This is a genomic window from Rhodoferax potami, assembly GCF_032193805.1.
GTDB lineage: Bacteria > Pseudomonadota > Gammaproteobacteria > Burkholderiales > Burkholderiaceae_C > Allorhodoferax > Allorhodoferax potami_A.
Map to the genome: position 1 here is coordinate 1,656,578 of NZ_JAVBIK010000001.1, position 25,260 is coordinate 1,681,837.

At 57.1% G+C, this 25,260-nt stretch carries 23 protein-coding genes, 1 tRNA gene and 2 pseudogenes; 12 read left to right on the forward strand and 14 right to left on the reverse strand.

Annotation, left to right across the window (positions count from 1 at the left end):
• The first annotated feature begins 53 nt into the window (after positions 1-53).
• The 8 genes from RAE19_RS07855 (at position 54) to tnpC (RAE19_RS07890) (ending at position 6,482) form a co-directional block, all read left to right on the forward strand.
• Complete coding sequence (locus RAE19_RS07855; protein ID WP_313874369.1) at positions 54-983, forward strand: multiubiquitin domain-containing protein; 930 nt, start codon at positions 54-56, stop codon at positions 981-983.
• A complete protein-coding gene (locus RAE19_RS07860; protein WP_313874370.1) occupies positions 983-2,389 on the forward strand; it encodes a ThiF family adenylyltransferase in 1,407 nt (468 codons plus the stop codon). The genes RAE19_RS07855 and RAE19_RS07860 overlap by 1 nt, the downstream gene beginning before the upstream one ends.
• Before the next feature lie 25 nt (positions 2,390-2,414).
• Positions 2,415-2,732 (forward strand): DUF6527 family protein, encoded by a 318-nt coding sequence (locus RAE19_RS07865; RefSeq protein WP_313876199.1) that lies wholly within the window; start codon positions 2,415-2,417, stop codon positions 2,730-2,732.
• A 148-nt stretch (positions 2,733-2,880) separates the two neighbouring features.
• Complete coding sequence (locus RAE19_RS07870; protein WP_313874371.1) at positions 2,881-3,456, forward strand: hypothetical protein; 576 nt, start codon at positions 2,881-2,883, stop codon at positions 3,454-3,456.
• 73 nt (positions 3,457-3,529) lie between these two features.
• Entirely contained in the window at positions 3,530-4,165 is a 636-nt protein-coding gene (locus RAE19_RS07875) for a hypothetical protein (RefSeq protein ID WP_313874372.1), read from the forward strand.
• Positions 4,126-4,464: a hypothetical protein gene (locus RAE19_RS07880; RefSeq protein WP_313873005.1), complete on the forward strand. Its 339-nt coding sequence runs from the start codon at positions 4,126-4,128 to the stop codon at positions 4,462-4,464. The genes RAE19_RS07875 and RAE19_RS07880 overlap by 40 nt, the downstream gene beginning before the upstream one ends.
• Positions 4,464-4,811, forward strand: a complete 348-nt coding sequence (tnpB, locus tag RAE19_RS07885; RefSeq protein ID WP_313873004.1) for an IS66 family insertion sequence element accessory protein TnpB — start codon at positions 4,464-4,466, stop codon at positions 4,809-4,811. Before RAE19_RS07880 ends, tnpB (RAE19_RS07885) begins: the two co-directional genes overlap by 1 nt.
• Positions 4,812-4,880: 69 nt before the next feature.
• On the forward strand, positions 4,881-6,482 hold the full coding sequence (gene tnpC / locus RAE19_RS07890) for an IS66 family transposase (protein ID WP_313872998.1): 1,602 nt from the start codon (positions 4,881-4,883) through the stop codon (positions 6,480-6,482).
• 185 nt (positions 6,483-6,667) lie between these two features.
• On the opposite strand, the gene RAE19_RS19425 is transcribed toward tnpC (RAE19_RS07890), so the two are convergent.
• Both RAE19_RS19425 and RAE19_RS07895 read right to left on the reverse strand, forming a co-directional pair.
• On the reverse strand, positions 6,668-6,964 hold the full coding sequence (locus tag RAE19_RS19425; protein ID WP_430962520.1) for a helix-turn-helix domain-containing protein: 297 nt from the start codon (positions 6,962-6,964) through the stop codon (positions 6,668-6,670).
• A 78-nt stretch (positions 6,965-7,042) separates the two neighbouring features.
• Positions 7,043-7,900 (reverse strand): hypothetical protein, encoded by an 858-nt coding sequence (locus RAE19_RS07895; protein WP_313874373.1) that lies wholly within the window; start codon positions 7,898-7,900, stop codon positions 7,043-7,045.
• Positions 7,901-8,329: 429 nt separating this feature from the next.
• On the opposite strand from RAE19_RS07895, the gene RAE19_RS07900 reads away from it, so the two are divergent.
• Genes RAE19_RS07900 through RAE19_RS07910 form a run of 3 tightly spaced genes read left to right on the forward strand, consistent with a single transcriptional unit; the run spans position 8,330 to position 13,669 of the window.
• Entirely contained in the window at positions 8,330-11,026 is a 2,697-nt protein-coding gene (locus tag RAE19_RS07900) for a DDE-type integrase/transposase/recombinase (RefSeq protein ID WP_313874374.1), read from the forward strand.
• A 2-nt stretch (positions 11,027-11,028) separates the two neighbouring features.
• Positions 11,029-12,231: a hypothetical protein gene (locus RAE19_RS07905; RefSeq protein ID WP_313874375.1), complete on the forward strand. Its 1,203-nt coding sequence runs from the start codon at positions 11,029-11,031 to the stop codon at positions 12,229-12,231.
• Positions 12,221-13,669, forward strand: a complete 1,449-nt coding sequence (locus RAE19_RS07910) for a TniQ family protein (protein ID WP_313874376.1) — start codon at positions 12,221-12,223, stop codon at positions 13,667-13,669. Before RAE19_RS07905 ends, RAE19_RS07910 begins: the two co-directional genes overlap by 11 nt.
• 362 nt (positions 13,670-14,031) lie before the next feature.
• On the opposite strand, the gene tnpC (RAE19_RS07915) is transcribed toward RAE19_RS07910, so the two are convergent.
• From tnpC (RAE19_RS07915) to RAE19_RS07960, 10 genes and pseudogenes are all read right to left on the reverse strand, one after another.
• On the reverse strand, positions 14,032-15,633 hold the full coding sequence (gene tnpC / locus RAE19_RS07915) for an IS66 family transposase (protein WP_313872998.1): 1,602 nt from the start codon (positions 15,631-15,633) through the stop codon (positions 14,032-14,034).
• A gap of 69 nt (positions 15,634-15,702) precedes the next feature.
• Positions 15,703-16,050 (reverse strand): IS66 family insertion sequence element accessory protein TnpB, encoded by a 348-nt coding sequence (gene tnpB / locus RAE19_RS07920; RefSeq protein WP_313873004.1) that lies wholly within the window; start codon positions 16,048-16,050, stop codon positions 15,703-15,705.
• On the reverse strand, positions 16,050-16,388 hold the full coding sequence (locus RAE19_RS07925) for a hypothetical protein (protein ID WP_313873005.1): 339 nt from the start codon (positions 16,386-16,388) through the stop codon (positions 16,050-16,052). The genes tnpB (RAE19_RS07920) and RAE19_RS07925 overlap by 1 nt, the downstream gene beginning before the upstream one ends.
• Positions 16,389-16,478: 90 nt before the next feature.
• A pseudogene (tnpC, locus tag RAE19_RS07930) lies at positions 16,479-17,774 on the reverse strand (IS66 family transposase); the annotation flags it as partial.
• Positions 17,775-18,108: 334 nt separating this feature from the next.
• Positions 18,109-18,678: pseudogene (locus tag RAE19_RS07935) on the reverse strand (IS110 family transposase); the annotation flags it as partial.
• A 29-nt stretch (positions 18,679-18,707) separates the two neighbouring features.
• Positions 18,708-20,309, reverse strand: coding sequence for an IS66 family transposase (tnpC, locus tag RAE19_RS07940; protein WP_313872998.1), 1,602 nt, complete (start codon positions 20,307-20,309; stop codon positions 18,708-18,710).
• Positions 20,310-20,378: 69 nt separating this feature from the next.
• On the reverse strand, positions 20,379-20,726 hold the full coding sequence (tnpB, locus tag RAE19_RS07945) for an IS66 family insertion sequence element accessory protein TnpB (protein WP_313873004.1): 348 nt from the start codon (positions 20,724-20,726) through the stop codon (positions 20,379-20,381).
• Complete coding sequence (locus tag RAE19_RS07950) at positions 20,726-21,064, reverse strand: hypothetical protein (RefSeq protein WP_313873005.1); 339 nt, start codon at positions 21,062-21,064, stop codon at positions 20,726-20,728. Before RAE19_RS07950 ends, tnpB (RAE19_RS07945) begins: the two co-directional genes overlap by 1 nt.
• A gap of 96 nt (positions 21,065-21,160) precedes the next feature.
• Positions 21,161-22,354 carry a DUF262 domain-containing protein gene (locus RAE19_RS07955; protein WP_313874377.1) on the reverse strand — a complete coding sequence of 398 codons (1,194 nt, stop codon included), beginning with the start codon at positions 22,352-22,354 and terminating at the stop codon, positions 21,161-21,163.
• 574 nt (positions 22,355-22,928) lie between these two features.
• Positions 22,929-23,004: transfer RNA gene (locus RAE19_RS07960), tRNA-Arg, on the reverse strand.
• Positions 23,005-23,092: 88 nt separating this feature from the next.
• Between RAE19_RS07960 and RAE19_RS07965 the strand changes: the two genes are divergently transcribed.
• Entirely contained in the window at positions 23,093-23,617 is a 525-nt protein-coding gene (locus tag RAE19_RS07965; RefSeq protein ID WP_313874378.1) for a c-type cytochrome, read from the forward strand.
• A gap of 101 nt (positions 23,618-23,718) precedes the next feature.
• On the opposite strand, the gene RAE19_RS07970 is transcribed toward RAE19_RS07965, so the two are convergent.
• On the reverse strand, positions 23,719-24,255 hold the full coding sequence (locus RAE19_RS07970) for a DUF2946 family protein (RefSeq protein ID WP_313874379.1): 537 nt from the start codon (positions 24,253-24,255) through the stop codon (positions 23,719-23,721).
• Positions 24,248-25,240 (reverse strand): YheT family hydrolase, encoded by a 993-nt coding sequence (locus RAE19_RS07975; RefSeq protein WP_313874380.1) that lies wholly within the window; start codon positions 25,238-25,240, stop codon positions 24,248-24,250. The genes RAE19_RS07970 and RAE19_RS07975 overlap by 8 nt, the downstream gene beginning before the upstream one ends.
• Between the last annotated feature and the right edge of the window lie 20 nt (positions 25,241-25,260).

Consider the following 25,260-nt stretch of genomic DNA (forward strand, 5'->3'; position numbering starts at 1 on the left):
GTGGAGGCCAAGAAAACTGCAATCTAGCAGGTGGCCGACAGAAAGTTAATCAAATGCAAACTCAAAATCCTGGCGATGACAGCCATATCCCCCTCGAAGATGTTAGCGCCGCCATCCGCGAAGGCCGCAGCCTTCGCTTGGCACACCTCTATCGCATCATGGTGGCAGATGAACAGCTCAACGAGCGCAACCTGGATCTGGGCGATCCGGTCCCAACCGGCCGCCAGATCCTGCAGGCTGCTGGAGTTCGCCCGGTGGCTGACTACAGCATCTACGCGATCCTGCCATCCGGCGAATTTGAAGATCTGCGGCTCGACGAGACTTACGACTTGCGTGAACGCGGCGCGGAGCGTTTCGTCATCTTCCAGACGGACCGCGCATTCAAGTTCACGATCGACGATCGCCAAATGGAATGGGGTAAGCCCTCGATCAGCGGCAAAATCTTGAAGACGTTGGCTGGCGTCCCTACCGACACCTATGACGTCTACCTCGAAGTCCGCGGCGGCGGCCAGGATGTTCTCATCCGCGACGCCGACTTGATCGACCTCAGCAAGCCGGGTATCGAGCGCTTCATCACGCTGATCCGTGACACGACGGAAGGACTGGCGGCGCTGCCGGAGGCGGATCTGCGCTATCTGGACAGCCACGGCTTCGCCGTGGAAGTGGTCGGTGACGGCACGCACACGGGTGTTGTGTTGAAGCAGATGCAACTGCCGCAAGGCAAGTTCAACCACCCCGCGGCCGACGTGTTGGTGATCCTCCCACCCGGCTATCCCGACGTGGCGCCGGACATGTTCTTCTGTGACCCCTGGTTGACGTTGGTGTCCGCTGGCCGTTATCCGACATGTGCGGATCAGCCACACGCCTTCATGGGCCGCAACTGGCAACGCTGGTCTCGCCACAACACAAACTGGCGGCCGGGTGTCGATGGCTTGCACACGATGATCAAGCGCATCGAGCACGCACTGGCGGAGGCCAAGTGATGTCGGCCCCAGCGCTGGACATCATCTTGCTGGAATCCCATGAAGCGGCGCTCCGTGCGCTGCTTCATCGGGAGAACGGCTCGGAGGCAGCGGCCTATGTGCTGTTCGGCAAGGCCGAAATCGCAGCAGACCCATGGTCCAGTCAGCCCCGCATCCGCCTGATCTCGCACGAGGTGGTGCCGATCACGTTAAACGAAATGGTTTCAGCCTCCTCGACGCATGTGACGTGGTCGACTCAGGGATTCATGCGGCTGCTGGGCTTGGCGCTGCACCGCAACCTCGTTCCTGGGCTGGTTCACACACATCCTGGGGCCAACGCGTTCTTCTCCGACCAGGACGACCGCAACGAAGCTGAGCTCGCGCGCACCACCTTCAACAAGGGCACACAGGGGCTTGCCAGCATGGTCTTCGGCCAGCACGATGCCATCGTGGGGCGCCTGTGGACATCGGCCAAGGCATCCACGCAAGCCTCATCGATCTCCATTGTCGGAAGCCAGATCAAGATCTGGCGTGAGGATGCTGGGCACGAAGACACGGCGTTCTTGGCTCGACAGGCAGCACTGTTCGGCAAAGGATTCAACCCCATCGTGAGGGCGCTACGCGTCGGCGTGATCGGTTGCGGTGGTACGGGCAGTGCCGTGGTTTCGCTACTGACTCGGTTGGGGGTCGGTCACCTGGCGTTGATGGACAACGACACGATCGACACGACCAACCTCAATCGTGTGCACGGTTCACGCGCTGCAGACGTACCTGCTAAGCTGGCCAAAGTGGACATCCTCGCACGCGAAATCGAGGCGTGCGGCTTGGGCAACCACGTAGTCACCCGGCGGGCGTGGGTGGGAAATACATCGCTGCGTGACGTTCTGCGGTCTTGCGACGTGCTTTTCGGCTGTACCGATGACAACCAGGGCCGTCTGACCCTGAATCGGCTTGCCCACTACTACGGGATTCCCGTGATCGACGTGGGATTGCGTATGCGGTCGGCCAAAAGCGGGGGGGACTACGACATGACGGGCCGCGTCACGACGATCCGACCAGGCAACCCTTGCCTGATGTGTCTTGGCGTCGTCAGCGCCCAGCGTGCTGCAGCCGAAGGTCTGCAGCGCAATGATCCCGCGGAGTTTGAACGACGCAAGGCTGAAGCGTATGTGGAGGGCGGCGGCGACCCAGCCCCAGCAGTGGTCACGTTCACCACTAGCATTGCTTGCGCTGCAGTGGATGAGTTAATCCAGGGCTTGACAGGTTTCCGCGGCCAAGGCGGCATGGTCCACAACCGCATTCGCCGATTCGACCGTGTGGAGGATCGCGCCATGACCTGCCGTCCGGTTTCTACTTGCCCTGTTTGTGGAACCGAGGCTACCTGGGGCCGTGGTGACGTGAATCCCTTTCTTGGCGTGATCGGTTGACTATATGAAGCTTTTTTTCGCATTGATGCTACGCCGCCTAGGTCTTCTGGACTTCAACTTTCTTGTGAAACGAGTGGCTCGACATCCAGGCAAGACTGAGATTCCCGCGGGTGAACTGTGGCTGGTGATAGATGGCGGAGTCAAGAAATGGGCATGCTTGAGTTGCCCAGGCGGATGCGGTGTGCAGATATCGCTGTCATTGAACCCCGAGCGCCGTCCACGCTGGGAAGTTGATCAAGACTTTTGGCAGCGACCTACGGTTTCGCCGTCTATTCATCAGCAGAAAATGTGCAGATGCCATTTTTGGATTCGAAAAGGAATGATCCTCTGGTCAAAGACTTGAGCACTTGGACAGTTGATGCTCGAATGCATGTAGCTCAGACTAAGCCCTGGATGTCACTAAGATGCCGCTCAGAACTAGTCATGCGTCGAGCAGACCGGTAGGCCATGCGTTATCCAGCCACTCAAATTTTCAGGGAATTATTGAATCCATGTCCAACGAACTCTATATCCTCGCCGGAGCAACTGTGGGGGCCTTTGCTGCATACATCACGGCCAAAATTACCACCGGCGTACAAATGAATATTGCACGCCTCAATGCCGACAAAGACATCACATTGCAAAGAGATCGCCTAAATGAGGATCGGCTTAAGAATGAGATTTTTATAGAGCGAGGCAAGTTAGAAGTTTTGCACAGAATTCTTTCACGAATTGCTTTGGAGAACTCGCAAACGATGAGCTATATGCAGTCAGATGCCAATCTTCCAATTGAAGATTTTCGAACTCGCTATCTTGAGAATTGCGAGCGTCTTCACGAAGCCATGGGAATTGCTGATATCTACTATCCGAAAATGGGAAGAAAGCTGCGTGAAATATTCGCTCAATCGAGCATATTCTGGGGCAATCAGGAAAATCTTCTGCGAACTGACATTACTTCAAACCGTGATAGCTGGAACTCATTGCTCGGAGTTGTTTTAGAAGCGAGCAAAGCAATCGGAAGTCGAACTGATCAGCTTCAGGATGAAATCGCTGACCGCGCAAAGAAGTTGTCAGAAAGCATCGCCTAGTCGCGGCATGAACACATGTTCATTCGAGAGATTGCCAGGCCTACAGGCACCCTCGAATCTCTAGCGGTTTTCAATGGCTGCTGCTAACCACTCAATCACTGGAAAAATGAACTCTCACTTGCTCTTCACCGCTGAACTGATTGGCGCCATCAATCTATGGATGATTTCACCATCGCCTGCTGCGGCACAACGTATTGACTTGGCTGCCGTCGATCTGCCGGATCAATTCAAGACTCGTACCGAACCCGTGTTCCGCAAAATCGACCTCATCAAAGAACATGTATGGGACCTCATGGCAGAGGAGCGCCTAAAAGAGAAGATTTCATCTTGGACATTCAGCGAGTCTGTCGCCAAAACCTTTAACAACGGTGTACCGCCAGTTGGCTGGCAGGGCGTCATTTTCAAGATTGATCCGTCGAGAGGGCGAACCGTGCTCAATATCTCAGGACTATTCGCTACACCAGGATTTACGCAGGCCATCGAAGCGCATCGTCCCACAACGCCCAACCTTGAGCTCGGCATAGACCAGTTTCGGGACTCAGAACGCGAAGCCCTGGTTGAAATCGATGAATTACTCCCGAACGTAACCGGTCACTGTCCGGCGTTCTTGCGAACTGATTGCAGGTACCAAAGAATGCGCCCTGATCAACAAACAGGACGGGGTCGGATATGGAAGAGACGCAGAGCGTGCTCAGGCGTGCAGTGTTGAGTGAACAGACTTGGGCTGAGGTACTGGATCGTTTTGACCGCGCTGGATTGACGATAGATGAATTTTGCAGCCGCGAAGGCATCAGTCGCAGCAGCCTTGCTCGCCGACGCACGCTTAGGAATAAACAGAGGGGAATCGCGTCCCCGCTGCGAACGAACAAGGTAGCCCCCACCACCGTGCCGAAGGCGGCGTTCGTTGATCTGGGCGACCTTGCTGGAGTGCACGGCAGCGGCAATGGAGCCATGGAGTTACGCATCGAACTCGGCTCGGGCATGAGTTTGCATCTGGTACGCCGGTAATGTTCTTTCCCGAGGGCCGCATTCGCGTGTTCCTGTATGGCCAAGCTGCCGATATGCGCCAGTCCTACGACGGCTTGTACGCTCTGGCACGCCAGGGGTTTGAAGTGGATGTGCTGGCCGGACACATGTTTGTTTTCATCAACCGGCGGCAAACACAGATGAAGGTGCTGTACTTTGACCGCAGCGGCTGGTGCCTGTGGTGCAAGCGTTTGGAGAGCGGCAAGTTCTCCCGTAAAGGCGTTCAAGGCGGCAGTGGCGAGATCGACTGCACGGCGCTCAAACTGATGCTCGAAGGCATCGAAGTGCGCCGACGCCACAAACGCTACCAACACCCTGCGCGGAGGTGACGATGTGCCCATTTTCAATCCGGAGAAGCACTCTTTTGCTTTGTCCCTAAAGGCCGCAAGATAAGGCCCATGTCGATGCCCAATACCAGCACTCCCACATTTACCGTCGAAACGGTCATGGGGCTGTCGCCGCAGAGCATCGCGCAGACACTGCAAGCACAGGCCGCCAGCATCAGCGCGCTGGAGCAGCAGCTCGAATGGTTCAAACGCCAACTCTTTGGCAAGAAGAGCGAGCGCTTTGCACCCTTGCCCGATGCGCAGCAAATGCACCTGGGGCAACTCCTGGGCGACCTCCCTGCCACTGATGCGCCCGAAGCCGACTCCGACTCCAACACCATCCCTGCACACCAGCGACGCAAACCCCGCAGCAACTTTGCCGACGAGGGCACGCCCGCATCGTTCTTTGACGAAACCAAGGTGCCCGTGCACACCATCGAGCTGGCCAACCCCGAGACCAAAGACCTCTCGCCCGATCAGTACGAGGTTGTCAGCCAGAAGGTCAGCCACCGCTTGGCACAGCGCCCCGGTGCCTATGTGGTGCTGAAGTATGTGCGCTCTGTCATCAAGCGCCACGACACGCAAACCCTGCACTGTGCGGGCGCGCCAACAGGCATCATTGAGGGCAGCCGCGCTGACGTGAGCTTGCTCGCAGGCGTTGTTGTTGACAAGTTTGCCTGGCACATTCCGCTGTACCGGCAGCACCAGCGCCTGAGCCAAGCGGGCTTCAAACTCAGCCGGGCGTGGCTGACGCAACTGGCGCAAAAGACCATTTCCCTGCTGGAGCCGATTTACGACACGCAGCTCGAGTCGATCCGCAACAGCCGGGTCAAGGCAATGGACGAGACCCCCATCAAGGCCGGGCGCAGTGGGCCCGGCAAGATGAAGGCGGCCTACTTCTGGCCTGTGTACGGCGAACTCGATGAGGTGTGCTTTGCCTATTTCGAGTCGCGCCGCCACGAGCACGTACAGCAGGCATTGGGGCTGCCAGGGGCCACAGATGCCGTGTTGCTCACTGACGGCTATGAGGCCTATGCACGTTACGCTGCCAAGACCGGCATTACGCATGCCCAATGCTGGGCGCACTGCAGGCGTGGCTTCTTTGAAGCTCTAGGGGCCGAGCCACAGGCCGCTGGCCAGGCGCTGCAGCAAATTGGCGAGATTTACGCCCAGGAAGAAGCCATTCGTGAACGTGACCTCTACGGGGATGCCAAACGAGAGCACCGTCTAAGCCACAGCAAACCGCTGGTGCAGAACTTCTTTGAATGGGTGGATTTGCAGTTCGAGCGGCAAGGCTTCCTGCCCAGCAATCCGTTGACCAAGGCATTGGCCTATGCACGCGAGCGCCGCGCGCAACTGCAGGTGTTTCTGGGCGATGCGGATGTGGCCATGGATACGAACCATCTGGAACGCGCCTTGCGCGCGATACCAATGGGCAGGCGCAATTGGTTATTCTGCTGGACGGAGGTGGGCGCCAAGCGCGCGGGCATCATGCAGAGCCTGATCGTGACATGCCGTTTACATGACATTGACCCCTACACCTACCTGGTTGATGTCTTGCAACGCGTAGGCCACCACCCCGCCTCCAGAGTTTCAGAACTGACGCCTCGTCAATGGAAGCAGCACTTCGCCGAGAATCCATTGCGTTCACCATTACACGGTTTGGTAACGTAGGCAATAACGCCGGACAGTGACCGGTTACGACGGTACGACACGAAAGCGGAAGTGCCATAAAAAAACCGCCAAGGTTGCGCATGCTGAAAGCAGAGGCGTGGCGGTTGTGTTGGAGTCGATTTTAGCGCACTTGGGTCTAGCGCCAACTTCACGCTGCAACTAAGGTTTGGCGATGCGCTAAGGGCCTACTTCTTAGATGCACGTGCTCGCTGGCGGATGCCCCCGGCCGTTGGGATGTTCAAGGGGCTTATGGTTGCCATGGGTGCAACATTGCGCAACCAGTCCTCTCGGCCAAGCGCACGGACGATTGCAATGAGCGTTCTCAAGGTTGACCCGTTGCCAGACTCCAAATTCTTCAACGCGCTGACACTGCAACCCGCACGCAATGCCGAGGTGGCTCGTTCGATGTTCAGTTTGAGACGCAGCGATTTGATCTGCTGCCCAATGTCTGCCTCAAACTCTTCGATGGTATTTGCCTGCATTTTTATGGACTCAAATGGAGCAATAAAGTCAAAAATTGGTAGGTTGTGGCTTTATTCGGATCCATTATGCAAAGGCGCTCAATTTGCAACATCCAGTTCGGGCCAACTGAATAAGCCTTGGAATTGAATGGCCTCCTCATTCCAAATCTGAAACGTTTTCAATGCCTTTGGGGACAGTTTTTTGAAGTGATCCAGGCATCGATCCACCCAGGTGGTGTACATCAGTGCAGCGTGCACCGTGAGTGATTTGGTGGTGTTGTCTTCCGTATGGTCATCTGATTTCTCCTTTGGCAACTGGGGCTCGTGGGTGAGCAATCGCGCCATGTGAAGTACGCATAGGCCTTCCATGGTCAGAAGAATGCTCCGACCCTTGGTCCCTGCCAGGAAGGGCATTGTGGAAGGGCAATTTCTTAGGCTGTGGATCGCATATTTCATGAAAAAGACAAATTCGAATGGGTCTTGTGCAAGGTAAGACATACGCGCCTCTATGAGGCCGACCGCGACTCCGTCAAATCCTTTGATACCTTTCAAAACATCCACACCCAACTTAAGGTCAGAGTTGCGAGCGCGCCAAAACCAAAAATCCTGAGGTCGCGTTCCTTCTCCGCAGACGGATTCGTCGAAATGGAAGTACTGCCAGACATCACTGTCCATGGTCAAGTAGATTTCCTGTAATTGCTTGGGTCCAAGCAGAACCTCTAAATCCAGTAATTGCCACACCGAGTGGCAAAAAGTGCGTCTTGTACCGGGAAACAAGGGTTCAATGCGGTCGACTAGGGAATTGGTTGCGCCGACCTTGGCCCCCTGCGGTGAAACGTCCCCGCGCAAGTGTCGAGACCATTGGCCTTTGGAAAGCACAACGCGCTTACTCCTGCGGTTCAGAAATTGTTCGAACTCTTCGGACGTGCCCAATTCACTTCGATCTTGCACATGCATGCTCCAAGTGGCCACGCGCATGCGCTCACGAGGGGTCGTCGTTGGTCGTCCTCGGGGGCGTTTTCGCTCAGATGCCATGAAATTGCAATTTAATCGTAATTTATTGCAATTTTAGTCTTGACGAATTGACGAACCGTGATTCACCGGTAGCTTGGTTTTTGCGCAGGCGTGAGCCGGCGCGCTGGTGCATGCCGCACCAGCTTTTACCAACGCCGAGAAGGAAAGTGCAGATGTTCGCCAAAGCAAACCGGAAATGAAAAAGCCCAGGCCTTGCCGGGCCCGGGCTTAGTCCAAAGAAGCCATTGCTTCAGTAGTCGTACTTAAAGTATATGGCGCAAAAGCTCCACGTCAAGTGGGCTGGGGACAACTATTGCCTGTTGTTTTGTGAATTGTTGATGCTTGCCCGATCGGCATTTTCAGGAGTCTGAAATGCTGAACGAAAGTGAATTGGCCGAACTGTGCCGTGAACGCAAACTGAGCGACTTTGCCATCGCCACCATCCGCCGGGTGCGGGAAAGTCCCCCCTCGCGGATCGTGCGCAGTGGTACGCACAACATCGTGACCCATTACGCCAGCCGAAAAATGGGCTGCGTCATTAAGGCCGAGGCAGCAAGAACGGAGCTAGCGGCCATCTACCACTGGGATCACGACAAGACCACCTACGAGTTCTATGACCAGCCACCGGCGATCAAGAAGATTCATCTTCGGGACAACGGCAAAACGACCTCCCACCTCTACACGCCGGACTTCTTTGTGCTCGCAGATGATTTCATCGGCTGGGTGGAATGTAAGGCCGAAGACTGGCTGAAGAATCAGCTGGATCGTCCGTCGCCCCATTACGTCCGAGATTCAGAGGGGCGCTGGCGTTGTCCGTCAGCGGAACGGTACGCGCAAAGCGTCGGCTTGGGTTTCGCTGTCCGTTCGTCGGCCGAGTCTGACCCCATCACTATCCAGAACATCGCGGACTTGTCTGATTACTACCGCGAAGACTGTCCGATACCGAGCAAGGCGGAGCTGGCGCGGGTTCGTGAGTTCATGGGGTCTGGGGGGTGGTGCTGGTTGCGCGACCTCTTGGCCAATGAGCAAGGTCTGAGCGCCGACACGATCTTTAAGATGATTGCGGATGAAGAACTGCATGTCGTCATGCAATCCTTCCCCTTGATGAAAGAGCCGCATCGTGTGCGTGTCTATGCGACACGTGCGTTGATGGATTCCAGTGAACTCTGGTTGCCGGCGATGTTGGCGAAACCTGACACAGAAATTCATCAGGTACAGCCTGTGCCTGGCGAGGCGCTACTGTGGGATGGTGGCGCCTGTGAAGTAGTCAATGTCGGGGATACCGAAATCTTCCTGCGCATGTCAGGAGGCGCGCTGCAAAACCTGCCGTTGACAGACTTTGAGCGAATGGTGCGAGGCGGCGTCATCGTTGGCACCCGTACCATGGTCAATCCCCGTGCGGTTGCAGCAGCTGAGGTCATGCGTCTGGCCTCTGCCGAGGATATCAAGTCTGCAATGCATCGGTACTACTGCATCCATCCGCAGTTGTGCCCACCAAATGAAACTCACACATGCTGCAAAAGGGCCGTGCGCAAATGGAAGGCAATGGCCCGGAAAGGATGCATCGAGTACGGCAATGAATTTGTGGGCTTGATCCCCACCGTTCGCAAGCGTGGCAATCGCAATCGCAAACTGAGTGGACCGACGCTGGCGGTCATGCATCGCTTCATTGAGGATGAGGTCATGACCGCGTCAGCGCCCAGTCTGTTTGTTTGCTGGGCACTGGTCTGCAATGCCTGCAACAAGGATGGACTTACTGCTCCAAGTTACAAAACCTTTCTCGCCGAAATCAAACTGCTCAAATCCCCAGAGGAAGTGAAGAAGGCCCGGGAGGGGGAGAAAGCAGGTTACGACCTGGAGCTTCCTTTCATCAGCTTGGATCGAGAGACGCCTAAGCACGGGACGCGCCCCTTCGAGATTGGGCACATTGATCACACAGTCCTAGATCTTCAGTTCGTCACGGAGGGCACGAGTACGCCTATGGGCAAGGCCTGCCTGACCGTCATGATTGATGCCTTCACCCGAAAAATCCTCGCGTGGGTGATAACGTTTGATCCCCCCAGCAAACGCTCCTGCATGCTGGTGATCCGTGATTGTGTTCGTCGACACGGGCGGATTCCGACAACGATTGTGGTCGACCAGGGCGCGGAGTTCAAGGGAACTTACTTTGAGCAACTTCTGGCCTACATGGGGGCCCATAAGCGCATGCGTCCAGCCAGCCATCCCCGCTTCGGCAGCATCATCGAACGCTTCTTCGGCTTGCAGAACACAGCATTCATCCACGCTCTATGTGGCAATAACAAAGCCCTGCAGAGTCCACGTCGCATGTCAAAAACCCACGATCCACGCGAGTTGGCGGTGTGGAACCTGCGCGCGTTCCGCGAGGCCTTCGAGGGCTTTCTGACTGAGTACTACCACGCGGTAGAGCATCCCGCGCTGGGCATCAGTCCGGCAAAGGCGATGGAAATCGGTTTGCTGCAGTCGGGGGCAAGGGCTCACACGCTCACCGCCTATGACCGCAATTTTCTGATCGCCACCATGCCCACTACCGACAAAGGCACGTCCAAGGTGCAGCGCGATGGTTCTTTCAAGGCCAACCGGGTGGACTACTTTGCCGATAGCTTGGTCGAATACGTGGATCAAAACCTGCCTGTTCGCTACGACCCGTTCGACCTGTCCCGGGCCTTTGTGATGGGCCGCTCAGGTTGGATCGAGGCTCGCAGCCTGCATACCCACGAACTTGCCGGACGCACTGAGAAGGAAGTCGAGGTCATTTCTCAGGAGATCAATGCGATCAATGCCCGTACAGGCATTCGAGAAAAGGAGCGGGCTCTTGCGCTGGGTGCCTATCTGCAAACGGTACGGGGCCGCGAGGCCGCTCTGCGCCTGGAAATGCAGCAGGCACGCGACCGGGAGATGCGCGCAGTCGACGAAGGCGTCGGTCTGCTCGGGACGGCTCCAGCCTACACCGGCGACACCTTGGCCATCGAACAACAGTCGGTGCAAAGCCTGGCAACGGCGGAGAGCACCTTTTCGCACATCGCGCAAGAAACATACGAGGACTTCTGATCATGCAGCACATTGATCCCAAATTTCCCCAGCACCTGTTGAACGCAAGTTCCGAAGAAAAGCTGGCGTACTTCCATCAGAAAAAGCTCGGCCATCCACACCTGACGCAAGCCTACAAGCTGGCCCTCGATTGCATTGAGTTCAGCAGCAAGGGCGAGATCGTGCCCATCATCGGCCCCACTGGGGTTGGTACTACCGAGCTTGGTAGGAAGCTGTATCGCAACTTCAATGACATGGCGCCGACTCTGGATGAGAACGGTCGTGCGCTACCCTGGGTCGGTGCCATTGGGCTGGAGGCTCCGAATACGGGAGATCGCATCGACAAGGACTACTGGAAGCGTTTGACGACGGAGATACTTCACCGTGGCGGTGACATTCTGATCGACCGGAAGGTCTATGTGCCGCCGAGTCAATTCATGTTGACTCATCCGATTCCACGTGCAGATCCTTTGCAGAAAGGCATAGATACGCTAGTTCATGCCACGGCCAACATGCTGGAGCATCGCCATACGAAAGTGGTGCTGATAAACCATGCTGACCGCCTGTTCCCAGAATCAGATCCTGCAGGCTGCAACCGCAGCCAGCAAATTCTCATGGACCTGGCGGCCCAGACCAATGCGCGGTTTGTGCTCATTGGTGGTTACCAACTTATCCGCTCATCCTGTGCACGGAACAACTGGCTGCGACGCCAGCATACGGTGCACTTCCGGCGATACGACCGCAATGATCCGGCGGAATACGGGCAGTTCCGGTCGGTGCTGGTCGATCTTCTGGCACACATGCCGACCTTGCAGCGCCTGGACAAGATCAGTGATGAATGGGTCATGCGTCTCTACATCAGCACGGTGGGTTGCATCGGCTCCATGAAACGGGTACTGCTTTTGGCGTTTCAGCATGCGCTGCGGACTGGCGAGAAGATGACGGAGGCCTTCATCCTACAGTTCGTTCTCCACAATGTTGTTGCTTTGGAGATCGCGAAGGAAGCCCGCATGGGTGAGCACCTGCTCCTGGACGTGACTTCTGCAGAGGTCGAGCAGGTACTCAATGCCGGTTCACTTCCACCGGATATGGATAAAGGCGGCGCGATTTTTGTCAACAAACCGCGCCCCAAATCACCGAATGGAGGCAAAGCTGGCTTTGGACGTCGCCGCATCGGTGAACGGAAGTCCAGCCGTGACCCGGTGGGAGGCGGAGATGACAAGTAGCACGGTGGATCCGTTCGCTGGGGACTTCAAACCCAGCCTATCGGCTGCCCTCTATCCGATCAAGATGGAGGGCAGCCTCGATGCGCCAGAAGGACTGCTTTCGTGGGTAGTCGGACTGGCCCAGGCGCATTGTGTGGGGCCACGGGCGATGTTGAAGAATTTGCTTGCAGGCTCCGAGCAATATGACGACATCTGGCGCGGCTCAACGTTCTTTGAACGGGATTGCGGAACCGTTAACGGTCTTGGCGCCTATGCCCGGATGATGGTGGAACTGCTTGGCCCTGTTTTGCCGCATGAGGTCAATCAGATGACCATGCTGGGGTTATCTCAGTTTCTGCCACGCAATGGGGAAGGACTGACTGCGAAGAGTCCAAGGTGGTGTCCACACTGCCTTTGTGATCAGGCAAGGGCATTGCAGCGACCGCATTTCCCGTTGGTGTGGTCGTTTGAGTACTACCGGGTCTGCCATATCCACCACACGGTTATGCAGGAGCATTGCCCCGCCTGTGGACACACACAGTCCTACATTCCATGCTATCCCAGCTTGTTGCATTGCGGCTCTTGTGGTGAATCTATGTTGGTACCCTTGCCTGAAGGGTTCCACATGGAAGAGCCCGTTGCATCGGAGTTCGAAAAGTGGTGTGCCACAGCGTTGGTTGACCTGGTCAGCAGATTGGATTTGCTCTGGACAGCCGGAAGCCTAGTTCATCTGCGCAGCAATATCGATGCCATCGTGGACCGGTTCACGATGGGCAACCGCAAACGGTTGTGTGAAGACATAGGCCTGCAAATCTACGCGCTCAATGGATGGGTCAACAAGGATGAGCGGCCCTCGCTCTCGGTGCTGCTGCGGTTGTGTCACGGGATCGGGCTGATGCCCGCTTGCATATTCCTGCCTGGTGCCGTTGATCATGTCACGCGGACGAGGGCGGTGTTTTCATCTTTGAGTTCGCGCGAATGCAGACCGTTACTGGGTTATCGGCAGAGGGAGCGAATTCAGAAGCAGTTGGAAGTGATTTCGGCGGACACCACCGATCACCGGGGCTTGGCTGCGATTGCTGATCAGGTTGGACTATCTCGGCATGCACTCAAGTATTGGTTTCCCAAGCACAGCAGAAGCATCGTGCATAAAAAACGCGCTTGTGAGAGTCGCAGGCTTGAACTGCAGTACAAGGAGGATCATGATTTCCTGCGAGCTGTTATTCAGCGTATGTGCGCCCAAGGCATTTATCCTAGTCGCCGTCGAGTGAATGCCGAACTTGGTACACGTAAGATTTCATTGATTCGTCCAGACATTTTTAGAGTGTACGAACGACTTCGACAATCGCCAGCTTTCGTCGTATTCTCTAGCCACCGCTCAAGCGAAACGCCTCCAATTCGAGCTCGGCAAAAAGCGGCGGATGCGTGCAACACCAAGTTCAGCAGCGTGACGCTGTAGTTGACTCGTCGGATTAATTAACCTTGAGTGTTTATCATTGTCAGCAGATCCGCGTGCAGATGGAGGATCTAGAACGTCAGTTTGGCGGATTCTTGGAATAGCTTGAGTTGCCGCAAAATCGGGATGCGCGTATCTAGTCTTTTGCGTACGTTAAGCGTCTGTTGCTCTGTGCACCAAGCAGGTCCCGGTTTGTGTACTGAGCGCGTCAATTCGGCCTCTAAATTTGCGAGTTCTTTTGGAGTGGGGGCGCGTCCATACTGCGCATGTCCTGCAATCACTAATAGGGCACTCTTTGAACTGGAGTAGCCACCCAAAGAATAAATGTCGTTCGGGAGTAACCGGTCACTGTCCGGCGTTATTGCCTACGTTACCAAACCGTGTAATGGTGAACGCAATGGATTCTCGGCGAAGTGCTGCTTCCATTGACGAGGCGTCAGTTCTGAAACTCTGGAGGCGGGGTGGTGGCCTACGCGTTGCAAGACATCAACCAGGTAGGTGTAGGGGTCAATGTCATGTAAACGGCATGTCACGATCAGGCTCTGCATGATGCCCGCGCGCTTGGCGCCCACCTCCGTCCAGCAGAATAACCAATTGCGCCTGCCCATTGGTATCGCGCGCAAGGCGCGTTCCAGATGGTTCGTATCCATGGCCACATCCGCATCGCCCAGAAACACCTGCAGTTGCGCGCGGCGCTCGCGTGCATAGGCCAATGCCTTGGTCAACGGATTGCTGGGCAGGAAGCCTTGCCGCTCGAACTGCAAATCCACCCATTCAAAGAAGTTCTGCACCAGCGGTTTGCTGTGGCTTAGACGGTGCTCTCGTTTGGCATCCCCGTAGAGGTCACGTTCACGAATGGCTTCTTCCTGGGCGTAAATCTCGCCAATTTGCTGCAGCGCCTGGCCAGCGGCCTGTGGCTCGGCCCCTAGAGCTTCAAAGAAGCCACGCCTGCAGTGCGCCCAGCATTGGGCATGCGTAATGCCGGTCTTGGCAGCGTAACGTGCATAGGCCTCATAGCCGTCAGTGAGCAACACGGCATCTGTGGCCCCTGGCAGCCCCAATGCCTGCTGTACGTGCTCGTGGCGGCGCGACTCGAAATAGGCAAAGCACACCTCATCGAGTTCGCCGTACACAGGCCAGAAGTAGGCCGCCTTCATCTTGCCGGGCCCACTGCGCCCGGCCTTGATGGGGGTCTCGTCCATTGCCTTGACCCGGCTGTTGCGGATCGACTCGAGCTGCGTGTCGTAAATCGGCTCCAGCAGGGAAATGGTCTTTTGCGCCAGTTGCGTCAGCCACGCCCGGCTGAGTTTGAAGCCCGCTTGGCTCAGGCGCTGGTGCTGCCGGTACAGCGGAATGTGCCAGGCAAACTTGTCAACAACAACGCCTGCGAGCAAGCTCACGTCAGCGCGGCTGCCCTCAATGATGCCTGTTGGCGCGCCCGCACAGTGCAGGGTTTGCGTGTCGTGGCGCTTGATGACAGAGCGCACATACTTCAGCACCACATAGGCACCGGGGCGCTGTGCCAAGCGGTGGCTGACCTTCTGGCTGACAACCTCGTACTGATCGGGCGAGAGGTCTTTGGTCTCGGGGTTGGCCAGCTCGATGGTGTGCACGGGCACCTTGGTTTCGTCAAAGAACGATGCGGGCGTGCCCTCGTCGGCAAAGTTGCTGCGGGGTTTGCGTCGCTGGTGTGCAGGGATGGTGTTGGAGTCGGAGTCGGCTTCGGGCGCATCAGTGGCAGGGAGGTCGCCCAGGAGTTGCCCCAGGTGCATTTGCTGCGCATCGGGCAAGGGTGCAAAGCGCTCGCTCTTCTTGCCAAAGAGTTGGCGTTTGAACCATTCGAGCTGCTGCTCCAGCGCGCTGATGCTGGCGGCCTGTGCTTGCAGTGTCTGCGCGATGCTCTGCGGCGACAGCCCCATGACCGTTTCGACGGTAAATGTGGGAGTGCTGGTATTGGGCATCGACATGGGCCTTATCTTGCGGCCTTTAGGGACAAAGCAAAAGAGTGCTTCTCCGGATTGAAAATGGGCACATCGTCACCTCCGCGCAGGGTGTTGGTAGCGTTTGTGGCGTCGGCGCACTTCGATGCCTTCGAGCATCAGTTTGAGCGCCGTGCAGTCGATCTCGCCACTGCCGCCTTGAACGCCTTTACGGGAGAACTTGCCGCTCTCCAAACGCTTGCACCACAGGCACCAGCCGCTGCGGTCAAAGTACAGCACCTTCATCTGTGTTTGCCGCCGGTTGATGAAAACAAACATGTGTCCGGCCAGCACATCCACTTCAAACCCCTGGCGTGCCAGAGCGTACAAGCCGTCGTAGGACTGGCGCATATCGGCAGCTTGGCCATACAGGAACACGCGAATGCGGCCCTCGGGAAAGAACATTACCGGCGTACCAGATGCAAACTCATGCCCGAGCCGAGTTCGATGCGTAACTCCATGGCTCCATTGCCGCTGCCGTGCACTCCAGCAAGGTCGCCCAGATCAACGAACGCCGCCTTCGGCACGGTGGTGGGGGCTACCTTGTTCGTTCGCAGCGGGGACGCGATTCCCCTCTGTTTATTCCTAAGCGTGCGTCGGCGAGCAAGGCTGCTGCGACTGATGCCTTCGCGGCTGCAAAATTCATCTATCGTCAATCCAGCGCGGTCAAAACGATCCAGTACCTCAGCCCAAGTCTGTTCACTCAACACTGCACGCCTGAGCACGCTCTGCGTCTCTTCCATATCCGACCCCGTCCTGTTTGTTGATCAGGGCGCATTCTTTGGTACCTGCAATCAGTTCGCAAGAACGCCGGACAGTGACCGGTTACAGTGCGTCAGCACCACCCAGCGTTTGAGGCTGTAATCCAGTGCTTTTGCCGTCGCAGAGCCATTGGGGACCTTGCTTCGTTGCAATAACAGCCACTGATGCAGTGCATCGGCAACCGGTTTGGCCCTGTCCTGTCGAATCTTCTTGCGCTCCTCGGCGCTGAGCGCCTTTGCATCGCGCTCCACGTCATACAGTAGTTCAAAGAATTTAAGGCCCTCAGCAGCAATCAGGCTGCTGTGATTGGCATGCAGTTCAAACAGCTTTCTGCGGGCATGGGCCATGCAGCCGGACTCCGTGATGCCCTTGGTAAACAGCGCCTTGTAAGCCGCGTAGTCATCGCAAACCAGCGTGCCACTCCAGCCACCGTCAGCATCGGACTTGCCCAGGAATGCTCGGGCATGCTCGCCGGCACGGGACTCACAGAAGTCGTACACCACAGCCCGCGTGGACTCGAAGGCGCCCGGTGCATAGGCCCAGAGGTAAGCACGATGCGTCTTCTTGTTGCCCGGCTTGAGCATCGGGATCGGCGTTTCATCCGCATGCAGGATCGCGTGGCTCAGTACCGCTTGCTTGAGCGCATCTACCAATGGCTGCAACTGCACGCCGCACATGCCAACCCACGCACCCAATGTGGAGCGTGCTATCTCCAGACCCGCACGACCAAAGATCTTCTCCTGGCGGTACAGGGGCAGATGGTCCGCATACTTGGCCACCAATACCTGGGCCAGCAATCCTGCTGTAGGGATGCCCTTGTCGATGACTTGTGGGGGAACTGGTGCTTGGATCAAGGTCTCGCAACTGGCGCAGGCCCATTTGCCGCGCACATGGCGCTCTACCGTGAACACGCCGGGTGTGTAGTCCAGCTTCTCGGACACATCCTCGCCAATGCGCTTGCGTTGGCAGCCGCACTGGCAGGTGGTGGAGTCGGGTTCGTGGTGGACGTCCACGCGCGGCAGGTTGGCTGGCAGGGCTGCACGCTTGGGCTTCTTGGGTGGCTCGGTGTCCGCCTTGGGTGATGTGAGGTTCTTGAGTTCCTGCTCAACGGCGGCCAGGTCTTCGTCAAAGGCCTCTTCCAGCAGGCTGACTTGGGTACTGTCGACTTGCTCGCTGCTGCGACCAAACCGGTGGCGTTTGAGCACTGCCATCTCATGTGTGAGCAGATCAATCTTGGTCTGACGGTACACCAGTTCCTTGGCATCGCTGCTTGATGCCTGGTCCAGTTTCGCGATGTGCTGGTCTTGCTGTGCCACTTTGCTCATCAGGCCCGTGAGCAATTCGCGCAATTGGCTAAATACGCCCATCCCCTCTACAGGGACTTCCAGTTAAAGCAAGAGCGGATTTTTTTCTACCTTTTCGCATTCCCACATTTGAAATCTGACCAGTTGACGTTTGCTCGGGAGAGATACCAAGCAAGGACAGACTGCACATCTACAGGCGGGCTTGTTTCGGTGGGTTTCACCGAGGCCCCAGATACGAACCGCTCAGCAGGACTCCATTCGAAAAGCGTGATCAGGCACAGCCTGCCACTGAGGGAATGTCGAGTTCATCTGCTGCCGGTCTGACCTGTGGTGAGCATCTTCGAGCGCACGTCTGTTGGCAAAAAATCAATATTTTGGTTGCGCGATCTGACTGTGCCTAGGCAACTGACACTGCACCCGGATAGGTTGGGACGTGATCAGGGTCGAACGTTGTTCCCCTTGTCAGCACGCTCCAAAGTATTCTGGCATTTTTGTTGGCCAGCGCTACGACCGTTTTTTGCCAGCCAATGCGCTCCTTGAGTTGCAGCAGCCACTTGCTAATGCGGTCGCTACGTTTGCCTGCACTCATGACGGCGGACTTCGCCCCCTGAATGAGCAGGGTACGCAAGTAGGTGTCGCCACGTTTGGTGATGCCACCAAGCTTGGCTTTGCCTCCCGTTGAATTCTGACTCGGCGCCAGGCCAAGCCAGGCCCCGAATTGCCTGGCACTGTGGAACTGGGCGAAATCGCCCACCGTCGATACCAGTGCGGATGCCGTCAGCGGACCTATCCCAAGCAATTGGGCGGCCTTCTTTGCCTGCTCATCACTCTTGACGTGGGCGCAGATCCGTTCGTCGCACCAGGCTATTTCCTTGTCAAGTTCTGTGTAGTGTGAATTCGCACGGTCAAGTGCTAAACGCGCCACCGTTGGCAACTCGTTGCTGGCGTCCTCAAGGACCTCTTGTATCGTAACCGGTCACTGTCCGGCGTTATTGCCTACGTTACCAAACCGTGTAATGGTGAACGCAATGGATTCTCGGCGAAGTGCTGCTTCCATTGACGAGGCGTCAGTTCTGAAACTCTGGAGGCGGGGTGGTGGCCTACGCGTTGCAAGACATCAACCAGGTAGGTGTAGGGGTCAATGTCATGTAAACGGCATGTCACGATCAGGCTCTGCATGATGCCCGCGCGCTTGGCGCCCACCTCCGTCCAGCAGAATAACCAATTGCGCCTGCCCATTGGTATCGCGCGCAAGGCGCGTTCCAGATGGTTCGTATCCATGGCCACATCCGCATCGCCCAGAAACACCTGCAGTTGCGCGCGGCGCTCGCGTGCATAGGCCAATGCCTTGGTCAACGGATTGCTGGGCAGGAAGCCTTGCCGCTCGAACTGCAAATCCACCCATTCAAAGAAGTTCTGCACCAGCGGTTTGCTGTGGCTTAGACGGTGCTCTCGTTTGGCATCCCCGTAGAGGTCACGTTCACGAATGGCTTCTTCCTGGGCGTAAATCTCGCCAATTTGCTGCAGCGCCTGGCCAGCGGCCTGTGGCTCGGCCCCTAGAGCTTCAAAGAAGCCACGCCTGCAGTGCGCCCAGCATTGGGCATGCGTAATGCCGGTCTTGGCAGCGTAACGTGCATAGGCCTCATAGCCGTCAGTGAGCAACACGGCATCTGTGGCCCCTGGCAGCCCCAATGCCTGCTGTACGTGCTCGTGGCGGCGCGACTCGAAATAGGCAAAGCACACCTCATCGAGTTCGCCGTACACAGGCCAGAAGTAGGCCGCCTTCATCTTGCCGGGCCCACTGCGCCCGGCCTTGATGGGGGTCTCGTCCATTGCCTTGACCCGGCTGTTGCGGATCGACTCGAGCTGCGTGTCGTAAATCGGCTCCAGCAGGGAAATGGTCTTTTGCGCCAGTTGCGTCAGCCACGCCCGGCTGAGTTTGAAGCCCGCTTGGCTCAGGCGCTGGTGCTGCCGGTACAGCGGAATGTGCCAGGCAAACTTGTCAACAACAACGCCTGCGAGCAAGCTCACGTCAGCGCGGCTGCCCTCAATGATGCCTGTTGGCGCGCCCGCACAGTGCAGGGTTTGCGTGTCGTGGCGCTTGATGACAGAGCGCACATACTTCAGCACCACATAGGCACCGGGGCGCTGTGCCAAGCGGTGGCTGACCTTCTGGCTGACAACCTCGTACTGATCGGGCGAGAGGTCTTTGGTCTCGGGGTTGGCCAGCTCGATGGTGTGCACGGGCACCTTGGTTTCGTCAAAGAACGATGCGGGCGTGCCCTCGTCGGCAAAGTTGCTGCGGGGTTTGCGTCGCTGGTGTGCAGGGATGGTGTTGGAGTCGGAGTCGGCTTCGGGCGCATCAGTGGCAGGGAGGTCGCCCAGGAGTTGCCCCAGGTGCATTTGCTGCGCATCGGGCAAGGGTGCAAAGCGCTCGCTCTTCTTGCCAAAGAGTTGGCGTTTGAACCATTCGAGCTGCTGCTCCAGCGCGCTGATGCTGGCGGCCTGTGCTTGCAGTGTCTGCGCGATGCTCTGCGGCGACAGCCCCATGACCGTTTCGACGGTAAATGTGGGAGTGCTGGTATTGGGCATCGACATGGGCCTTATCTTGCGGCCTTTAGGGACAAAGCAAAAGAGTGCTTCTCCGGATTGAAAATGGGCACATCGTCACCTCCGCGCAGGGTGTTGGTAGCGTTTGTGGCGTCGGCGCACTTCGATGCCTTCGAGCATCAGTTTGAGCGCCGTGCAGTCGATCTCGCCACTGCCGCCTTGAACGCCTTTACGGGAGAACTTGCCGCTCTCCAAACGCTTGCACCACAGGCACCAGCCGCTGCGGTCAAAGTACAGCACCTTCATCTGTGTTTGCCGCCGGTTGATGAAAACAAACATGTGTCCGGCCAGCACATCCACTTCAAACCCCTGGCGTGCCAGAGCGTACAAGCCGTCGTAGGACTGGCGCATATCGGCAGCTTGGCCATACAGGAACACGCGAATGCGGCCCTCGGGAAAGAACATTACCGGCGTACCAGATGCAAACTCATGCCCGAGCCGAGTTCGATGCGTAACTCCATGGCTCCATTGCCGCTGCCGTGCACTCCAGCAAGGTCGCCCAGATCAACGAACGCCGCCTTCGGCACGGTGGTGGGGGCTACCTTGTTCGTTCGCAGCGGGGACGCGATTCCCCTCTGTTTATTCCTAAGCGTGCGTCGGCGAGCAAGGCTGCTGCGACTGATGCCTTCGCGGCTGCAAAATTCATCTATCGTCAATCCAGCGCGGTCAAAACGATCCAGTACCTCAGCCCAAGTCTGTTCACTCAACACTGCACGCCTGAGCACGCTCTGCGTCTCTTCCATATCCGACCCCGTCCTGTTTGTTGATCAGGGCGCATTCTTTGGTACCTGCAATCAGTTCGCAAGAACGCCGGACAGTGACCGGTTACAGATGATCGATCATGAGAGCGCCTCGACAATCGCCTCATGCGTGCGACGAAGCCGGAGTGAAACGCGGCGCCAGTCGCCTGTTCCGACCGTGATGCAACGAACGTAATCTTCTTCGTCGAAAAGATCTAAGAGCTTCTCCCGGACCTTGGCCTGGTGTTGAGCGATCAAGGCTCGTGGGAATTTCGCCAGTGAAGTCGCCTGTGCTTCAAAGACCGCTCGATTGATCGGTCCGCGTTTACTTGCGTAGGCGGGATTGCGTCGGAATGCGTATTTGCCTAGGACACGAATCGCGTTCTCCATGGCGAGGTCGAATTTGTTATGCATATCGACGAGCTGGCTGTCGGCAAAGCTTGGGCCGCTTGCTGGCCGGCCGTCGATACGCTTCGTGAAGTCGGCGAGATAGGCATCAAGGCTCGAGAACTGTCGGTAGACTTCTTGGTCGAAATCCAGGAAGGCACAAAATCGAAGTGCCAGCTCCCGGTTCATCATCCGGCCGGTGTCGCGCACCCAACGCGATGGGTCTTCAGGGTCCTTGCGAAAGAAATTCCGCACAGTCGCCTCATCGAATGACGGAAGCTCGGACAACTCCAGCAGGAATTGACGCGACCGCTTGCGGCTCATCGCGTGGCGAATCTCCTGGGTGGAGAGGGGGCTGCCCAGAGTGTTTACTCTACTGAAGATGTCGTACTTAACCTCATCGGGTGTCTGCGGTTCGATGATGTGGACGACGATCTGCGCGCTCCGGAAGCGTCGCATCGAAGCTTGATCGAGCTGCCCATATTTGAGGCCATCGAGATCCTTGAGGTACTCGAGATCGGCGGCGCTGAGTTCGTGACCATCGGCCATGAATAGAGAGATCGTCGACAGGCGCTGCACCCCGTCGACGACTTGGTAAGTGGCATCTTCCTCTTGATTGAAGTAGAACGCGGGCAATGGGATCCCGAGCAAGATGGACTCGATGAGACGGGTCCGCTGGCGACGCTTCCAGACGTATTCGCGTTGGAAGTCGGGGGACAGGTCTATTTCGTTCATCCGGATTTGATCGACGACTTCCCTAAGGGTGAAGTTCTTCGTCGTGATCCGGATCTTCGACGGATTCCACGGCTGGACGTTGAAATCCGCCCCTCCCGTGTCTTCGTCATCGACGGCATCTGGAGCGATTTCGTAGTCGCCATCAAATGGCGGATTAATGTCAGGTGTCATAGCTTGGTGACGACATGGAAGGTCTCTGTGGGTCGCGCGGAGGCCCATGAGCGGGTTATGGGCGCGATCGTTGAAATGCCATTGTGCACCCTGTAGCCATCGATGGCCTGCGGAAGGGCTGCCAGCGCCTAGCCAAAGGGTACATCGCCGCGAGCGCAATAGCTGTTTGTACTTCGCACACCGTGCTACAGGGCGATGTCTAACGTCCTTCGTGACCGACGGCACCCATCACTGATGGGGTTCTGGGGAGTGGCTACTGGCTAGACTGAAAGTACCTTGCGAACGACCGCTTGCAGGCGCCGAATTCGAGGAGGCGAAGGACCGCAACGGGTCGGAAGCATATCTGTGCCGCACGGAACCATAAGCGTTCCGTTTTGAAAATCGCTTTTAGATGAATCTGCGTCAGCAACGGGCTTTTTGACAGAAAACTGCCGCGTTTCAGCCTGAAACGTGAGGCTTTCCGAAGTCACAGGTTGGAAGCATAAATGTTCCGCCCCCAAATGGAAGCATAAGTGGGCCTAAACGGCCCACTTATCGTTCCAGTGACAAACAGTGTGTTTTTGAATCGTAAAAATGGTGCGGCTGGCGGGGATCGAACCCACGACCCTTGGCTTCGGAGGCCAATACTCTATCCACTGAGCTACAGCCGCAAGAGTGCATGGATTGTAGGTGGTTTCAGAAGGCCGACCGCTATAATTGCCAGCAGTTTGAAAGCCCCCGATTAATTTGAGGACACCCATGAGCGACAACAGCCAAGCAACTGCGCACGAAGAAGACCACACGGGCCCCGTCAAAACCCCCAAGCAATTGCTGTTGGCGGCATTTTTCTCGTTTGTCATTCCGATCTTCGTGATCATTGGTTTGGTGTATTACGTGACCTCGGCCAACAAGCCTGCTGCAGGCTCTGTGAATGTAGAAAAGGCTACTGCCGAGCGCATTCAAAAGGTCGGCATGGTAGAGATCCGCGATGCCAACCGCGAGATGAAGTCCGGTGAAGAGGTCTACAAAGCCCAGTGCGCGGCCTGCCATGCAGTGGGCGCCGCCGGCGCGCCTAAGTTTGGCGATGCGGGCGCTTGGGGTGCACGCGTCAAGACGGGCTTCGATGCTCTGTACAACTCGGCCATCAAGGGCAAAGGCGCGATGGGTGCGCAGGCAGGCGGCGATTTTTCTGACTATGAGATCGGGCGCGCTGTTGTGTTCCTGGCGAACGCGGGTGGCGGCAAATTCGACGAGCCGAAGAAGCCAGAGCCGGCGGCGAAGTAATCTTTCGCCCCATCAAAAAAGCCGACGCAAGTCGGCTTTTTTTGTTTCTAGCTCTTATGTAGCTTGCGCTCTCTGCTATTTATTTGATAGCAATATTCAAATCAGGCATGGGCTGTAAGCGGGCTGCGCACAAACCGGAAATGCGCAGCCAACCAGTCACTGGTGATTTCGCTGGGCACCCACACACCCTGCTCGACATGGGCGGCTGCGTGGGCCATATCCGCGGTGTGAACCAGTCCAATGCCCAATGTGGTTTGCAGGTACAGCAAGCCTTGCTCGTCGATATAGCTTTCCAACACAGACACAGGTGCACCCGTATGGGCGCGAACTTGTCCGTCAGGTTGAATGCGCCAGATCCAGGGCGTGTGCATCAGTTCGACATACACCCGCTGCGGCCCGTTCTGAAAGTACCAGCAACCCGATGCATCGGCGGCATAGTTCCGTTGGATAAAGTCGATCAGTTTTTCATGTTGCAAGCGGCTACCTCGTGCTTCCAAAACATGGGAGGCAAAGGCCCCACTGGCCTGCGCGGCGTCATCCCGCAGGTACCAATCGCCGCGTCCATCCAGCCCTAGCCAGCCATAGCAATCAGGCACGTTCGGCCACTTGGCCATGGCTTGTTTCACGATGTCATCCATGGGCGCGCTCCCCGCCAGGCAATGCTGAAGCGAGCCAGTTGCCCACCGCCTCTGGCATGGTACGCACATGACCCGGCACGTTTCCGTGTGGGAATCCGACATGGCCTCCATGCGCTGGTTGCCACAAGGTCACAAAGTCGCCAACATCAGCCTGCGAGGGAAGACTCCACGCAGGCACAAAGGGATCGTTGCGCGCATTCACCACCAGCGCAGGTATGCGAATGCGTGGCAAGTGCGGCTTGGCGGAGCCGCGGGCCCAATAGTCTTCGGTACTGCTGAAGCCGTGGAGGGGCGCAGTGAACAGATTGTCAAACTCGTAGAGGTCTTTGGCGGCGCGCAAGGCGTCGCCATCAAACAAGCCGGGGAACTGGGCCAGCTTTTGCAGCGCCTTGGGGACCATAGTGTTTAAGAACATGCGGGTGTACACCCACCGGTTGAAGCCGCGTCCGATGGCGTAGCCGCCTGCGGCAAGGTCGATGGGCGAACACACGGCCGCAACAGCTTGGGCCGTTTGGCCTGCTGTGTCACCGGCCTCCTCGGCCCATCGCAGCAGGGCATTGCCGCCCAAGGACACGCCGGCTGCGATGATGGGGCCCTGATGGCGTTTGCGGAACTGGTCGAGGATCCAGCCTATTTCTTCATAGTCTCCGGAGTGGTAGGCGCGTGGCGCCAGATTCAGCTCGCCGCTACAGCCCCGAAAATGGGGCACGGCGTAGGCATATCCCTGTGCGTGGGCATAGTCCGCAAAGGCTTCGGCGTAATGGCTGCGCGAGCTTCCCTCGAGCCCGTGAAACAGCACCAGGAGCGGGCGCTCTGCCAGTGCTGGTGTGACCAGCCAATCCACATCCACAAAGTCTTGGTCGGGGGTGCTCCAGCGCTCCCGGCGGTATTCCGGATACGGGCCGAAGACGCGTCGCGAGTACAAGGCCGGCCAAATGGTCTGGAGATTGCCACCCGGCAACCAAGCGGGCGCTACATAATTCATAGCGTTTGGCGCTTTTTTCA